The organism is Microbacterium aurum (genome assembly GCF_016907815.1).
Taxonomy (GTDB): Bacteria; Actinomycetota; Actinomycetes; order Actinomycetales; family Microbacteriaceae; genus Microbacterium; species Microbacterium aurum.
Genome location: NZ_JAFBCQ010000001.1, coordinates 881,844 through 895,891 on the forward strand (window position 1 = coordinate 881,844; position 14,048 = coordinate 895,891).

Annotated in this window: 13 protein-coding genes and 1 pseudogene; 10 read left to right on the plus strand and 4 right to left on the minus strand. The window is 70.9% G+C overall.

Annotation, left to right across the window (positions count from 1 at the left end; translation table 11 throughout):
- The first annotated feature begins 89 nt into the window (after positions 1–89).
- Entirely contained in the window at positions 90–374 is a 285-nt protein-coding gene (locus tag JOD60_RS04375) for a DUF559 domain-containing protein (RefSeq protein ID WP_157127828.1), read from the plus strand.
- Between the two features lie 93 nt (positions 375–467).
- On the opposite strand, the gene JOD60_RS04380 is transcribed toward JOD60_RS04375, so the two are convergent.
- Positions 468–1,478, minus strand: a complete 1,011-nt coding sequence (locus JOD60_RS04380) for a LacI family DNA-binding transcriptional regulator (protein ID WP_076688897.1) — start codon at positions 1,476–1,478, stop codon at positions 468–470.
- Positions 1,479–1,666: 188 nt separating this feature from the next.
- Here JOD60_RS04380 and JOD60_RS04385 point away from each other — a divergent pair, with 188 nt between their 5' ends.
- From JOD60_RS04385 to rhaS, 4 genes are all read left to right on the plus strand, one after another.
- Positions 1,667–3,181: a sugar ABC transporter ATP-binding protein gene (locus JOD60_RS04385; protein WP_076688899.1), complete on the plus strand. Its 1,515-nt coding sequence runs from the start codon at positions 1,667–1,669 to the stop codon at positions 3,179–3,181.
- On the plus strand, positions 3,178–4,209 hold the full coding sequence (locus JOD60_RS04390; RefSeq protein WP_076688901.1) for an ABC transporter permease: 1,032 nt from the start codon (positions 3,178–3,180) through the stop codon (positions 4,207–4,209). The genes JOD60_RS04385 and JOD60_RS04390 overlap by 4 nt, the downstream gene beginning before the upstream one ends.
- On the plus strand, positions 4,206–5,261 hold the full coding sequence (locus JOD60_RS04395) for an ABC transporter permease (protein WP_076688903.1): 1,056 nt from the start codon (positions 4,206–4,208) through the stop codon (positions 5,259–5,261). The genes JOD60_RS04390 and JOD60_RS04395 overlap by 4 nt, the downstream gene beginning before the upstream one ends.
- Positions 5,262–5,322: 61 nt before the next feature.
- A complete protein-coding gene (gene rhaS / locus JOD60_RS04400) occupies positions 5,323–6,372 on the plus strand; it encodes a rhamnose ABC transporter substrate-binding protein (RefSeq protein ID WP_076688905.1) in 1,050 nt (349 codons plus the stop codon).
- Between the two features lie 99 nt (positions 6,373–6,471).
- Here the strand turns inward: rhaS and JOD60_RS04405 are convergent, their stop codons facing one another.
- The 3 genes and pseudogenes from JOD60_RS04405 to JOD60_RS04415 form a co-directional block, all read right to left on the minus strand.
- A complete protein-coding gene (locus JOD60_RS04405) occupies positions 6,472–7,815 on the minus strand; it encodes an MFS transporter (RefSeq protein WP_076688907.1) in 1,344 nt (447 codons plus the stop codon).
- A complete protein-coding gene (locus JOD60_RS04410; protein WP_076688909.1) occupies positions 7,812–8,270 on the minus strand; it encodes a MarR family winged helix-turn-helix transcriptional regulator in 459 nt (152 codons plus the stop codon). The genes JOD60_RS04405 and JOD60_RS04410 overlap by 4 nt, the downstream gene beginning before the upstream one ends.
- An 88-nt stretch (positions 8,271–8,358) precedes the next feature.
- Positions 8,359–10,013 (minus strand): annotated as a pseudogene (locus tag JOD60_RS04415) (DHA2 family efflux MFS transporter permease subunit).
- Positions 10,014–10,096: 83 nt separating this feature from the next.
- On the opposite strand from JOD60_RS04415, the gene JOD60_RS04420 reads away from it, so the two are divergent.
- Genes JOD60_RS04420 through JOD60_RS04440 form a run of 5 tightly spaced genes read left to right on the plus strand, consistent with a single transcriptional unit; the run spans position 10,097 to position 14,004 of the window.
- On the plus strand, positions 10,097–10,237 hold the full coding sequence (locus JOD60_RS04420; RefSeq protein WP_157127829.1) for a hypothetical protein: 141 nt from the start codon (positions 10,097–10,099) through the stop codon (positions 10,235–10,237).
- Between the two features lie 24 nt (positions 10,238–10,261).
- On the plus strand, positions 10,262–11,128 hold the full coding sequence (locus JOD60_RS04425) for an alpha/beta hydrolase (protein ID WP_076688911.1): 867 nt from the start codon (positions 10,262–10,264) through the stop codon (positions 11,126–11,128).
- A 3-nt stretch (positions 11,129–11,131) separates the two neighbouring features.
- Positions 11,132–12,001 (plus strand): hypothetical protein, encoded by an 870-nt coding sequence (locus JOD60_RS04430; protein ID WP_157127830.1) that lies wholly within the window; start codon positions 11,132–11,134, stop codon positions 11,999–12,001.
- 42 nt (positions 12,002–12,043) lie between these two features.
- Positions 12,044–13,093, plus strand: a complete 1,050-nt coding sequence (lplAB, locus tag JOD60_RS04435; RefSeq protein WP_076688915.1) for a lipoate-protein ligase LplAB — start codon at positions 12,044–12,046, stop codon at positions 13,091–13,093.
- A complete protein-coding gene (locus JOD60_RS04440; protein WP_157127831.1) occupies positions 13,090–14,004 on the plus strand; it encodes a DNA-methyltransferase in 915 nt (304 codons plus the stop codon). Before lplAB ends, JOD60_RS04440 begins: the two co-directional genes overlap by 4 nt.
- The last annotated feature ends 44 nt before the right edge of the window (positions 14,005–14,048 follow it).

The following is a 14,048-nucleotide window of genomic DNA, read 5'->3' on the forward strand; positions in this document are numbered from 1 at the left end:
GTGTCCACGGATGCGGGGTCTCCGGCCCCGCGCGCCCCGGCAGGGGGCCAGCATCACGGCCATGGATATCGCGGGCTGGGTTCTCGATCATGGCGGTGTCGTGCGCACGGCGCGACTGGAGGCCGCTGGAGCATCGCGCTTCGATCGAGGGCCACCGGGTCGATCTGCTGATCGGCGCGCGCCTCGTGCTGCAGATCGACGGCGGCACGCACGTGGGGCGCCAGCGGGAAGAGGATGTCGCTCACGATGCCGCACTCATGCTGCGCGGCTACTACGTGATCTGCGTGGGCTACACGCAGGTGATCGAACGGTGGGAAGAGGTCCAGGAGCGCATCATGCGCGCCGTCGCGCAGGGGCTGCACCTCGCGCGCTGAGTCTTGTCGTTCGGGAGGAGAAGCGCAGCCCGGAGGCCGCATGCCCGGGTGACCCACCTCCCGAATGCGGATCTCCTCCCGAGCGAGCGCCGGTCAGGCCGTCGCGGTGGAGCGGCGCACGACCAGCTCGGGCTGGAACACGGTCTGGCGGGGGATGAGCTCGGCGTCGTCGGACTCTTCGAGCAGGATCCGCAGCGCGGTGCGGCCGATCATGCCGCTCGGCTGGCCGATCGAGGTGATGGGCACGGCGGCCGCCGCGGCGAACGAGATGTCGTCGAAGCCGATGAGGGCGATCTCGTCGGGCACCAGCATCCGCCCGCCGACGACGAGCGACTGCAGCAGGCCGAGCGCGATGAGGTCGTTCGCGGCGAACATCGCGTCGGGCCAGTCGCGGCGCGGGCGGGCGAGCACCCGGGTGCCGGCGGCCACGCCCTCGGCGACCGTCATCGCCGTCGTGGCGATCACCTCGAGCTCGACGGCGTCGAGCGCGTTGTCGGTCGCCACGCGCGCGCCCGCCAGCCGGTCGGTCACCTGGCGCATGTCCATGGGCCCGCCGACGAAGGCGATGCGCCGCCGCCCCGTCTCGATGAGGTGCTCGACGGCCATGCGTCCGCCCGCGACCGAGTCCACCGAGACCGAGCTGAACCGGCTCGTGCCCCCGAAGCGGTCGACGAGCACGGCCGGGATGCCGCGGGAGCGCAGCCGCTCCAGGCGCGGCAGGATGTCGCCGTACGGCGAGATGAGCACGCCGCGCACCTGCTGCTCCTCGAACAGGTCGAGGTACATCCGCTCGCGGCTCGAGTCCTCGTCGGTGTTGCCGTACAGGATCGCGATGCCGTGGCGGGATGCCTCGTCCTCGGCCCCGCGCACGACGTCGTTGAAGAACGGGTTCTGCCCGTTGAGCACGACGAAGCCGACCGTCGTCGAGACGCCGCCGCGGAGCTTGCGGGCCGCGTCGTTGCGCACGTAGCCGAGTTCGTCGATCGCCTTCAGCACACGCTCGGCCGACTCCGCCGACACGGTCTCGGGGCGATTGAGCACGTTCGAGACGGTGCCGACCGAGACGCCCGCCGTCTCGGCGACGTCCCTGATGCTCACCACCATGTGTGCTCCTTCGCCGCTGCTGCGGCATTGTCCGCGGGCCCGGGGCCCGGCATCCGCCGTGTCCGATCCGTGACTTGACCGCGCGGCGATGCGATGCCTACAGTATCCATGAATCGCTCCTGAATCGATTCAGGCTCGGTTCAGAATCCGAGTCCGTCCCTCACCCACACCTCAACGAGGAGGAACTCGTGCCGACGAACGACGCACCCGTGGTCCTCGAGCTCTCGAAGGTCGTCAAGTCGTTCGGCGCCGTCATCGCCCTGCGCTCGGGCAGCCTCCGCCTGCAGGCGGGCTCCATCCACGCCCTCATCGGCGAGAACGGCGCCGGCAAGTCGACGCTCGTCAAGATCGTCGCGGGCCTGTACCGCCGCGACGGCGGCGACTTCCGGCTCGACGGCGCGGAGGTCGACTTCACCTCGACCGCGCAGTCGAAGGCCGCCGGCGTCGCCGTCATCTACCAGGAGCCGACGCTGTTCCCCGACCTGTCGGTCACCGAGAACATCTTCATGGGCCGGCAGCTCACCGGCCGGTTCGGCCGCATCGACCGCAAGGCGATGCGCCACGAGGTCGAGCGCCTGTTCACGCGGCTCGGCGTCGCGATCGACCCCGACCGTCCCGCGGAGGGCCTGTCGATCGCCGACCAGCAGGTCATCGAGATCGCGAAGGCGGTGTCGCTCGACGCCAAGGTGCTCATCATGGACGAGCCGACCGCCGCCCTGTCGGGCGTCGAGGTCGAGCGCCTCTTCACGATCGCCCGGAGCCTGCGCGACGAGGGCCGCGGGCTCATCTTCATCTCGCACCGATTCGACGAGGTCTTCGCCCTGTGCGACACCGTGACGGTCATGCGCGACGGGGCCTACATCGCCACGACGCCCATCGCCGACACGACGCCCGCCGACCTCGTGCGTCAGATGGTCGGGCGCGACGTCACCGAGCTGTTCCCGAAGCAGGATGCCGCGATCGGCGCGCCCCTGCTCGAGGTCGAGAACCTCACGAGCCCGGGCATCTTCCACGACATCAGCTTCACGGTGCGCTCCGGCGAGATCGTCGGGCTCGCGGGCCTCGTCGGGGCGGGGCGCAGCGAGGTCGCCCGGGCGGTGTTCGGCGTCGACGGCTACCAGGAGGGCACCGTCACGATGAAGGGCAGGCGCATCCGCCGCGGCCAGCCGACCGAGGCCATGCGGGCCGGCATCGCGCTCGTGCCGGAGGACCGCCGCAAGCAGGGCCTCGTCATCGAATCGGGGGTCGGCCGCAACATCACGATGGCGATCCGGCGGCAGCTGTCGCGGTTCGGGCTCATCACGACCGGCATGGAGAACCGCGCCGCGCGCGAGTGGGCGAGCCGGCTCGAGGTCAAGGCCCACGCGCTCGACACCGTCGCGGCGACGCTCTCCGGCGGCAACCAGCAGAAGGTCGTCCTCGCGAAGTGGCTCGCGACGCAGCCCGACGTGCTCATCATCGACGAGCCGACCCGCGGCATCGACGTCGGCACCAAGTCGGAGGTGCACCGGCTGCTGTCCGAGCTCGCCGGGCAGGGCATGGGCATCCTCATGATCTCGTCGGAGCTCCCCGAGGTCCTCGGCATGGCCGACCGCGTGCTCGTCATGCGCGAGGGGCGCGTCACGGCCGAGATCGCGCGCGCCGACGCCACCAGCGAGAACGTCATGTTCGCCGCGACGCACGCATCGGAGCACGCCGCATGACGTTCACCTCCACGACCCGCATCCCCGTCTCGGGGCTCACCAAGCGCATCGGCTCGCTCGGCAAGGCGCGCGAGTTCGGCATCCTCGTCGCCCTCGCGCTCGTTGTCATCGCCGCGACCGCGAAGAACCCGAGCTTCCTGTTCTCGACCGACGGCTGGCGCGACCTGCTGCTCACCCCGTCGATCCTCGTGCTCGTCGCCGTCGGCCAGGCGATCGTCATCATCACCCGCAACGTCGACCTGTCGGTGGGCTCGGTGATGGGGCTGTCGGCCTATCTGACGGGCCGCCTGTTCATCGACATCCCGAGCCTGCCGATCCCGGTCGTCGTGCTGTTCGCCGTGATCTTCGGCGGCGTGCTCGGTCTCATCAACGGCGCGCTCGTCGCCTTCGCCCGCGTCCCGGCGATGGTCATCACCCTCGGCACGCTGTATGCCTATCGCGGCATTAACGTCATGTGGGCCGGATCCAGCCGCGTCAACGCGTCGGACATGCCGAAGGACTTCCTCGCGCTGGGCACGGGGCAGATCCTCACGATCCCGATCCTCGCGATCGTCGCGTTCGTCGTGCTGGCCGCCGCGGCCTGGTACATGCGCAACACCCGCGGGGGCCGCGAGTACTACGCGATCGGCTCCGATCCCGCCGCCGCCGAGCTCTACGGACTCAAGGTGACGCGCCGCATCCTCACCGCCTTCATCCTCTCCGGCGCGCTCGCGGGCCTCGCGGGCGTCTTCTACGCGGCCCGCTACGGATCGGTGAGCTCGCAGGCCGGTGCCGGCTGGGAGTTGGATGCCGTGGGCGCGGCCGTCATCGGCGGCGTCGCGATCACGGGCGGCGTCGGCACGGTGTGGGGCGCCGCGATCGGCGCGGTGCTGCTCATGACGATCAACCGGGCGCTGCCGATCCTCGGCATCCCCGACTTCTGGCAGCGGGCCGTCGTCGGCGCGCTCATCATCGGCGCGATCGTGCTCGATCGCTGGCTGGCGGTCAGGCAGCGACGCCGGCTCATCGAAGCGAGGGACCAGTCATGACAACGGCAGCCACTCCGACGACGACCACGAATCGCGTCGCCCGCGACTTCGACAAGCCGCTCTGGCGCCGCATCCTGCTCACCCGCGAATCGGCGATCGTCGGGCTCCTCATCCTCGTCGTGCTCGTCTCGGCGGTTACGGTGCACGGCTTCAGTCAGCCGATCACGCTCAACTACCTGCTGCTCGACATCGCGCCGATCCTGCTGATCGCGCTGCCGATGACGCTCATCATGATCACCGGCGAGATCGACCTGTCGGTCGGCTCGATGGTGGGGCTGTCGAGCGTCGTCACGGGCGTCGCGGTGCAGGCGGGCGTCCCCTTCGAGGCGGCGGCGCTGCTGGCCCTGTTCGTCGGCGTCGTCGGGGGTGCCGTCAACGGCTTCCTCGTGACGGTCGTGGGGCTGCCCTCGCTCGCCGTCACGATCGGCACGCTGGCCCTGTTCCGCGGGCTCGCGGTGGGCCTGCTCGGCACGACCGCCGTCACCGACTTCCCGGAGATGTGGACGGCCCTCGCGAAGGCGAAGATCGCCGGGACGACCGTGCCGTACATCATGGTGCCGTTCCTGATCCTGCTGGCGATCTTCGTGATCGTGCTGCACTTCACGCCGTTCGGCCGCGGCATCTACGCGATCGGACTGTCGAAGGATGCCGCGCGCTTCTCCGGCGTGCACGTCGAGCGCACGAAGTTCATCCTCTTCGTGCTCGCGGGCCTCGTGTCCGCGTTCGCCGGCATCTACTACACGCTGCGGTTCGGCAGCGCCCGCGGCGACAACGCGACGGGCCTCGAGCTGCAGGTGATCGCGGCGGTCGTGCTCGGCGGCGTCTCGGTGTTCGGCGGCCGCGGCCAGCTCTACGGCGTCGTCGCGGCGGCGCTCCTCATCGGCGTGCTCTCCAGCGCGCTGCGGCTCGCGAACGTCACGAGCGACGTCATCAACATCATCACCGGAGTGCTGCTCGTGCTCTCGGTGGTCAGCGCCAGCGTCCTCGGCTGGCTCCAGAAGGCCAGGCGGCGCCCGAGCCGTCTCCCATCCGTCGCAGCCACAGCACCATGACGAAGCTGCGTCCCCGGCCGACGGCACCCGTCGCGGTCGCCCTGACGAAAGGAACGAAACAATGAAGTTCGCACGCAAGCGTGTGGCCGCTGTGGCGGCGGTCGCGGTGGCCGCCGCGCTCGCCCTGTCCGGCTGCGCCGACACCGGCACCTCGGGAGGTGGGGCGACCGGCTCGACCGGCGACGGCGGCGGCAGTGACAACCTGTCGATCACCTTCCTGCCCAAGAACCTCGGCAACCCCTACTTCGACACGTCGAGCAAGGGCGGCAAGGCCGCGGTCGAGGAGCTCAAGGGCACGTTCGCCGAGGTGGGCCCCGCCGAGGCGACCCCCGACGCGCAGGTCAGCTACATCAACACCGCGACGCAGCAGGGCGTCGGCGCCCTCGTCGTGTCGGCGAACGACCCCAAGGCGATCTGCGACGCGCTGAACGAAGCGCGCGACGCGGGCGTCAAGGTCGTCACCTTCGACTCCGACACCGACGCGGACTGCCGTGACCTGTTCATCAACCAGGCCACCGCCGACGGCATCGCCAAGGTGCAGGTCGACCTCATCGCCGAGCAGATCGGTGACGCCGGCGAGGTCGCGGTGCTCTCGGCATCCGCCAACGCGACGAACCAGAACGCCTGGATCGAGAAGATGAAGGAGCTCCTGGCATCCGATCACCCGAACATCCAGCTGGTGGACGTCGTTTACGGTGACGACGACGACCAGACCTCGTTCGACAAGACGGCGGCCCTGCTGCAGTCGCACCCGAACCTGAAGGGCATCATCTCGCCGACCACGGTCGGCATCGCGGCGGCCGCGCGCTACCTGTCGACGTCGGACTACAAGGGCAAGGTCGCGCTGACCGGCCTCGGCACTCCGAACCAGATGCGCGAGTACGTCGAGGACGGCACCGTCACGGCGTTCGCGCTTTGGAATCCGGAGGACCTCGGCTACCTGTCGGCGTACGCGGCCGCGGCGCTCATCAAGGGCGAGATCACGGGTAAGGAAGGGGACACGTTCGAGGCGGGCAAGCTCGGCTCCTACACGGTCGGCGCCGACGCCACTGTCCTCCTCGGTGACCCGTACGTGTTCAACAAGGACAACATCGGCGACTTCGACTTCTGACGTCGCCGCACCCGAAGCGCCCGGCCGGCTCCCTGTAGAGCTGGTCGGGCGCTTTCGCGTGCGCGGCCGCGCGTCGCGCGCCGCGCGCCGCGCGTCGCGTCAGCGCCGGGCGCGGCCGGGGAGGGTGATCGGCGTGGTGCCGGCGACCTCGTCGCTGAACTCCTCGGGGGCGACGGGGGCGACCACCGAGACTGGCCGCGTCTCGTCGAGCGTGAGGGCGAAGCGGCGGGTCTCGTGGCGGTGCAGGCGGCCGGACAACAGCATCCACCCGAATCCGATCGCGAAGGCGACGAACGCCCCGCCCGCACCGAGCCAGATCGCCGCGCGCGGACCGAACTCGGCCGCGACCCAACCCACGATGGGCGCGCCGATCGGGGTTCCACCCATGAGGATCGCCATATACAGCGCGAGCACCCGGCCCCGCAGTGCCGGATCGGTGGTCGTCTGCACGTAGCCGTTCGCCGTGGTCATCGTCGTGACGACCGCGAAGCCCGTGAACATGAGCGTCACGGCATACAGCCCGTACGTCGGCATGACGGCGCTCACGGCGGCGGCGACGGCGAACAGTCCGGTCCCGACGACCACCATGCGGATGCGGGCGCGGTCGCGCCGCGCCGCGAGCAGCGCGCCCGCCAACGACCCGATCGCGAGGATCGACGAGAGGAGGCCGTAACCGTCGGCATCCTTTCCGAACTCCAGTGCCATCGTCGACGCGAAGATCGGGAAGTTCATGCCGAACGCGCCGAGCAGGAACACCATCGCGAACGTGACCATGAGGTCGGGGCGGCGCCGCACGTAGCGGAATCCGTCCGCGAGGCGGTTCGCGCCCGGCGCCTTCACGCGCGGCACGAGCTCGTCGGTGCGGATCAGCAGCAGCGCGACGATCATCGCGAGGAAGGTCGCCGCGTTGACGAGGAACACCCAGCCGGTGCCGACCGCGACGATCATGACGCCCGCGGCGGCGGGCCCGATCATGCGGGCGCTGTTGAAGGATGCCGCGTTCAGCGCCACCGCGTTCGACGCGTTCTCGCGCGCCACGAGGTCGGAGACGAACGCCTGTCGGGCGGGGTTGTCGAAGGCCGCGACCAGCCCCAGCACGAACGTGAACAGGTACATGAGGGCGAGGGTCATGACGCCCTGCAGGATCAGCACGCCGATCACGGCGCCGATCGCGAGCAGCAGCGACTGCGTCAGCATGAGCAGGCGACGCCGGTCGAACCGGTCGGCGACCCATCCGGTGACGCCGACGAGCAGCAGTGGCGGCGCGAACTGCAGCGCCATGGTGATGCCCATGGCGCCGGCGTCGTTGTCGGTCAGCTGCGTCAGCACGACCCAGCTGAGCGCCGTGGCCTGCATCCACTGCCCGACGTTGGAGACGAGCGCGCCGATGAACCAGACGCGATAGTTGAAGACCGAGAAGGAGCGGAACATCGAGGAGCTCATCGGCTCGCCACCTCCCGCATCAGCTCGGCAGCGTCATGGAGCAGCTCGCGCTGCGCGGGAGTGAGGTCGGCGAGCGCCTGCTCGAGCCAGGAGTCGCGGCGGCGCACGGTCTCGGCGACGACGGCGCGGCCCTCGTCCGTGAGGGCGATGTTGACCTTGCGCCGGTCGGCTTCGTCGGGGGTGCGGGTGAGGTAGCCCGACTTCTCGAGGCAGTTGACGGTGCGGTTCATCGATGGCGCCGACACCCGCTCACGATCGGCGAGCTCCCCGAGGGTGTGTGCGCCGTGCGCCGACAGGGCGGCCAGCACCGCGAACTGGCCGTCGCTCATCGTGTCGACGGCGCGCTGCAAGCGCAGGCGCCGCGCGAGGCGGAACGTCGCCATCCGCAGGGCGGAGGCGTCGGTGGCGAGGGAGGGGTCGGATGGGGGCGCGGGGTCGGCGTTCTCGGTGCTCATACAGATACTTAGCATAGCTCATTAGTCTTGCTAAGTAAATGTGGGCGCGTGGGGGCGGGGCTGCCGGTTCATCCGGCGCGTATTGCAGTTATGGGGTGTTGTGGTCGCGTGTTGCGTCGGGTGAAGCGTGAGGGGACTCCCCGGCATCCCCGCCCCCGCTATTCCCGGCGGCGGGGCGGCGCGCGCGGCCGAGCGGGATCGTCGCGATCAGGCCCACGACGAGCAATCCCGCGGCGGTGAACGCGGCGAGCCGCGTGGCGTCGGAGAAGGCCTGCTTCGCGGCATCCGCCACTGCTGCCGTCGACGGATCGGCGGCGAGCCCCGCGATCGCCGACCCCGAGCTGTCGACGACGGCCGAGACCACCTGGTCGCGCTGTGCGGCCGGCATCCCCTGGTCATCGAGCGAGGCGGACAGCAGGCCGGCGGTGCCGGAGAAGAGAACGGTGCCGAGGATCGCGATGCCGAGCGCCGATCCCACCTGGCGCGCGGTGGACTGCGTACCCGACCCCTGACCGGACAGCTGCACCGGCACGTCCTGCAGGATGACGCCCGTCAGCTGCGCCGTCGCGAGTCCCACGCCGAGACCGTAGATGAACAGGGCCGGCAGCAGCCACACCCAGGCGGTCTGCGTCCCGGCATCCAGCCCCACGACGATGCCGACCAGGACGACACCGACGATCTCAGCGGCGAGGCCCGCGCGCACGACGAGCACGGGACTGATCTCGCCGCTCGAGGCGCCCGCGATGCCGCTCGCGACGAACGAGCCGACGGCCAGGGCCACCAGCACCAGGCCGGTCTGCAGCGCGTCGAAGCCGAGCACGAACTGCAGCCACAGCGGAAGGGAGAGGATGATGCCGAACTCGCCGAGTGCGACCACCAGTGCGGCGACGTTGCCGCTGCGGAACGTCGCGATCGAGAACAGTCGAGGGTCGAGCAGAGCGGGCCGGCCGGCGCGGCCGCGATGGCGGGACCAGAGCACGAACACGATCAGCGCGACGACGGCGATCGCGAACGCCACCGGCACCGGCGAGAGATCGAACGGCCAGGTCCAGCCGCCGATCGTGAAGGGGTCGTGCACGCCCCACCATCCGAGCGTGCGCCCCTCGATGAGACCGAACACGAGCGCGCCGAAGAGGGCGACCGACAGCGCCGCGCCGACGAGATCGAGGGTGCCGGATGCCGCCTCGCGCGACTCCGCGACCGCCCACAGCACGCCGATGGCGATGATGATCCCCAGTGGGATGTTGATGCCGAAGGCCCAGCGCCACGAGAACGACGTCGTGAGCCAGCCGCCGAGGAGCGGACCGACGGCGGCCATCCCGCCGATCGTGGACCCCCACACCGCGAACGCGATGCCGCGTTCGCGCCCGTGGAAGGTGGCGTTCAGCAGCGACAGCGTGCTCGGGAGCATCATGGCCCCGCCGACGCCCTGCACAAGCCGCGCGAGGATCAGCAGGTCGCCGCTGGGTGCGAGCGCCGCCGCGACCGGCGCGCCGGCGAACAGCGCGACGCCGATCAGCAGCAGGCGTCGCCGGCCGATGCGGTCGGCGAGCGACCCGACAGCAGCAGCATCGACGCGAACACGAGGGTGTACGCCTCCTGCACCCACTGCACCTGCGTCGAGCTGATCTTCAGATCGTCGACGATCGAGGGGATCGCGACGTTGACGATCGTCGAGTCGACGATGATCAGCGCGACGGCGAGGCTGATGAAGACGAGGCCGAACCAGCGGCGCGACGAGATGCCCCTCACGAATAGCTAGCTTATCTAGCAATAACTCGACGCGCCAGACCCGGCTGAGCCCCAGGGGGATGCCGCGAGGCGGCGTGCTGACGCACGTCGTCGACAGCGGGGAGCGCTCGCTGCCGACCGGCACGGTGACGGTCACCGCCACCCGTCAGGTCGACGGCGTGGGGTACGCCTCCACGTACGCGCTGGACTACCGCGGCGCCTCCTGCCGACGCTGATGCCCGGGCGATAGGTTGTGGTCCATGACCGCACCCGAAGCGCGCTCGTTCACCGATGCCCACGGCATCCGCATCTTCTATGACGTCCACCCCGCGCGGGTCACCCCGCGCGGGGTGGTGCAGCTGCTGCACGGCGTCGGCGAGCACGCGGGCCGCTACGGTGCGCTGATCGCGCAGCTGACGGATGCCGGGTTCACGGTGTACGCCGACGACCACCGCGGGCACGGGCGCACCGGCATGGCGCAGTGGAACGGCGACGCGTCGCGGCTCGGCCGGCTCGGCCCCGGCGGGCATCGCGCCGCCGTCGCCGCGGTCTGGCAGTTCACCCAGCTCATCCGCGGCGAGAACCCCGACCTGCCGCTGGTGATCCTCGGGCACTCGTGGGGATCGTTCCTCACCCAGATCCTCGTCAACGACCACCCCGACGCCTACGACGCCATCGTGCTGAGCGGCTCGTCGCTGCGGTGGCCGGGGGCGCTGAACTCCGGCGACCTCAACAAGAACTGGAAGGCGCCGGGGGCGCTCGGCACCGAGTGGCTCTCCAGCGACCTGACGGTGGGCCAGGCCTTCCTCGACGACCCGCTGACGACGACCACCACCCTGCCGCAGCTGTTCGGCTGGCGCGACGTGCTGCGCCTCATCGGCAAGCCGCGCAAGGACCTCGGTGTCGACCCGCCGCTGCTGCTCATGGTGGGCCGCGACGATCCCGTCGGCGGCCCCCGCAGCGTGCACCGGCTCGCCGACGCGTATCGCACCCGCTCCGGCCTGACCGACGTGACGACGCTCGTCTACCCCGGCGCTCGCCACGAGATCTTCAACGAGACGATGGCCGCGGAGGTCTTCGCCGACCTCCTCGCCTGGCTCGACGCCCGCATCCCGGTGCGGGACTGACGCGTGGCGCGCCATCGACGTCGACCCTCCGCGGTTCCGGCATCGGTCCCCTTCGCCGTCGACCCGGCGTGGGCGGGTCGCCCCTGGGGTGCAGTGCGCGGCGCGGTGCTGGCGCTGGCCGCGCTGACGGCGATCGCGTTCTGGGCTTTCGAGCCGCTGTCCGGTCCCGACCGGGTGTTCTGGCTCGTCGTCGGTGTGGGCGCGGGTGCCGCCGGCCTCGCCTCGTCGTCGCGGATCGTCGGGCTTCCGCCCGAGAGGGTGGTCGCGCGGGAACGCGCGCGGTCGATGACGGCGGATGCCGCCGCCCGCGCCGCTCGCGGCGCTCGCGCACGGCGCCCGGGCTCGGGGTCGTCGTGGGGCGATGTCGCGGGCGTCCTCGTGCCGCGCACGATCGGCGACGCCGCGGTCGCGACACTCGTGACCACCGTGGGCATGGCCGTCTGGGTCGCGATGCGCGTCGTCGACGGCGGCTGGACCGCGGGCCTCGTCAGCAGTCTCATCACGACGCCCATCGCGACCTTCGTCGTCTTCGTGTCGCTCCTCGTCGTCGGGTGGCTGCTCGTCTTCGCCACGCGCGGGTTCGCTCTGCTGCGCCGGATGCCGCGGGGAGAGGCCCCGGCATCCGCCTGGTGGGTCTTCGGTGCGATCGCGGCGGGCGCCGTCGCCGCCGTGGCCACGCTCGCGGTCGGTCTCACCGACACCACGCCGGTGACCGGCGACGGCGGCGAGGCCCTTGTCGCGTTCCTGTTCGGCGCGGTGGCGTTCGAGCAGGCCTGGCAGGCCGTCGCGCTGTGGGTCGCACGCCTCGCCATCCTCGCCCTCGCGGTGTGCCTGGTCGCCATGTTCGTCGCGCGGGCGCGGGCGCGGCGCTGAGAGCCGGGCGCCACCCGCGGCGCTCGACTCTAGGCTGGAGGCATGCACGGGGAGTACAAGGTTCCGGGCGGCAAGCTCGTCGTGGTCGATCTCGAGGTCCGGGAGGGACGCATCGCGGACTTCCACCTCGCCGGTGACTTCTTCCTCGAGCCCGACGACGCCCTCGCCGACATCGACGCCGCCGTGACCGGGCTGCCGGTCGAGACGGATGTCGCGGGCATCGCCGCGGCGGTGCGCGCGGCGCTGCCGGAAGGCGCGCAGCTCCTCGGGTTCACGCCCGAGTCGGTGGGCACGGCGGTGCGCCGCGCCCTCGTGACGGCCGCGGGGTGGCGCGACTTCGAGTGGGAGGTCGTGCACGAGAAGGCCGTCTCACCGCGCATGAACCTCGCCCTCGACGAGGTGCTCACCACCCGCGTCGGCGACGGGCGCCGCAGGCCTACGCTGCGCATCTGGGAGTGGGACGAATCCGCGGTCGTCATCGGATCGTTCCAGTCGTACCGCAACGAGGTCGACCCCGAGGGCGCCGCCCGGCACGGCTTCGATGTCGTGCGGCGGATCTCCGGCGGCGGCGCGATGCTCATGGCCGCCGGCTCGATCGTGACGTATTCGCTGTACGTGCCGGCATCCCTCGTCGCGGGGATGACGTTCGCCGACTCGTACGCCTTCCTCGACGACTGGGTGCTGCAGGCCCTCCGGTCGCTGGGGATCGACGCCGTGTACCAGCCGCTCAACGACATCGCCTCGCCGAGCGGCAAGATCGGCGGGGCCGCGCAGAAGCGGCTCGCGGGCGGCGGTGTGCTGCACCATGCGACCCTGTCGTACGACATGGACGGTCAGGTCATTACCGAGGTGCTGCGCATCGGGCGGGAGAAGCTCTCCGACAAGGGCACGACGTCGGCCGCCAAGCGGGTGGACCCGCTGCGCAGCCAGACGGGCCTGCCGCGGGAGGCCATCATCGAGCGGCTCATCGAGACCTTCACGACGCTGTACGCGGCCGAGCCGGGCCACATCACCGATGAGGAATACGCCGAGGCCGAGGCGCTCGTGGCGTCGAAGTTCGCGACCGACGCGTGGCTGCACCGGGTTCCGTGAGCGCCGGCGGGCCCGGCTCCGTCGAGATCCACCACGGCGACAACCTCGCCGTCGCGGCGACGCTGCCGGACGCCTCGTTCACCCTGATCTACCTCGATCCGCCGTTCAACACCGGGCGGACGCAGGGTCGTGCCGTCGAGTCGGCCGCGAGAACTCCACGGATTCCGGCCGCCGGCGCCCCGGAGAGGCCCGATTCGGCCCCGGCGGCGCCGGATCCGTGGAGTTTCGGCGGGCCGGTCGTCAAGACCGGGTTCCGGGGGACCAGCTACGCGCGGCTGCGGGGCGATCTGCGGCAGTACGACGATCGGTTCGACGACTATTGGGACTTCCTCGAGCCGCGGCTGCGCGAGGCCTGGCGGCTGCTCGCCGACGACGGCACGCTGTACCTGCACCTCGACTACCGCGAAGCCCACTACGCGAAGGTGCTACTGGATGCACTGTTCGGGCGCGAGTGCTTCCTCAACGAGCTCATCTGGGCCTACGACTACGGGGCCAAGAGCAGGCGGCGCTGGCCGACCAAGCACGACACGATCCTCGTGTACGTGAAGGATCCGGCCGGGTACTGGTTCGACTCCGAGGCCGTGGACCGCGAGCCGTACATGGCGCCCGGGCTGGTGACGCCCGAGAAGGCGGCGCGCGGCAAGCTGCCGACGGACGTCTGGTGGCACACGATCGTCCCGACGAGCGGGCGCGAGAAGACGGGGTATCCGACGCAGAAGCCGGAGGGGATCCTGCGGCGCATCGTGCAGGCCTCGACCCGGCCCGGCGACCGCGTGCTCGACCTCTTCGCCGGCAGTGGCACCACGGGCGCGGTCGCCGCCGCGCTCGGCCGCGACGCCGTGCTCGTCGACGACAACCCCGAGGCGGTCGCCGTCATGCGCCGACGGATGCCGGAGGCCGTGCTGCGGTGAGCACGACCGCCGGAGTCCGGGGCGACGACGGCGACCGGCCGGAG

Bases quoted from the DNA above. Each gene is read 5' to 3' on its own strand.
- JOD60_RS04380 (WP_076688897.1), bottom strand. From the start codon at position 1,478: ATGGTGGTGAGCATCAGGGACGTCGCCGAGACGGCGGGCGTCTCGGTC.
- JOD60_RS04405 (WP_076688907.1), bottom strand. From the start codon at position 7,815: ATGAGCTCCTCGATGTTCCGCTCCTTCTCGGTCTTCAACTATCGCGTC.
- lplAB (WP_076688915.1), top strand. From the start codon at position 12,044: ATGCACGGGGAGTACAAGGTTCCGGGCGGCAAGCTCGTCGTGGTCGAT.
- JOD60_RS04375 (WP_157127828.1), top strand. From the start codon at position 90: ATGGCGGTGTCGTGCGCACGGCGCGACTGGAGGCCGCTGGAGCATCGC.
- rhaS (WP_076688905.1), top strand. From the start codon at position 5,323: ATGAAGTTCGCACGCAAGCGTGTGGCCGCTGTGGCGGCGGTCGCGGTG.
- JOD60_RS04390 (WP_076688901.1), top strand. From the start codon at position 3,178: ATGACGTTCACCTCCACGACCCGCATCCCCGTCTCGGGGCTCACCAAG.
- JOD60_RS04410 (WP_076688909.1), bottom strand. From the start codon at position 8,270: ATGAGCACCGAGAACGCCGACCCCGCGCCCCCATCCGACCCCTCCCTC.
- JOD60_RS04395 (WP_076688903.1), top strand. From the start codon at position 4,206: ATGACAACGGCAGCCACTCCGACGACGACCACGAATCGCGTCGCCCGC.
- JOD60_RS04425 (WP_076688911.1), top strand. From the start codon at position 10,262: ATGACCGCACCCGAAGCGCGCTCGTTCACCGATGCCCACGGCATCCGC.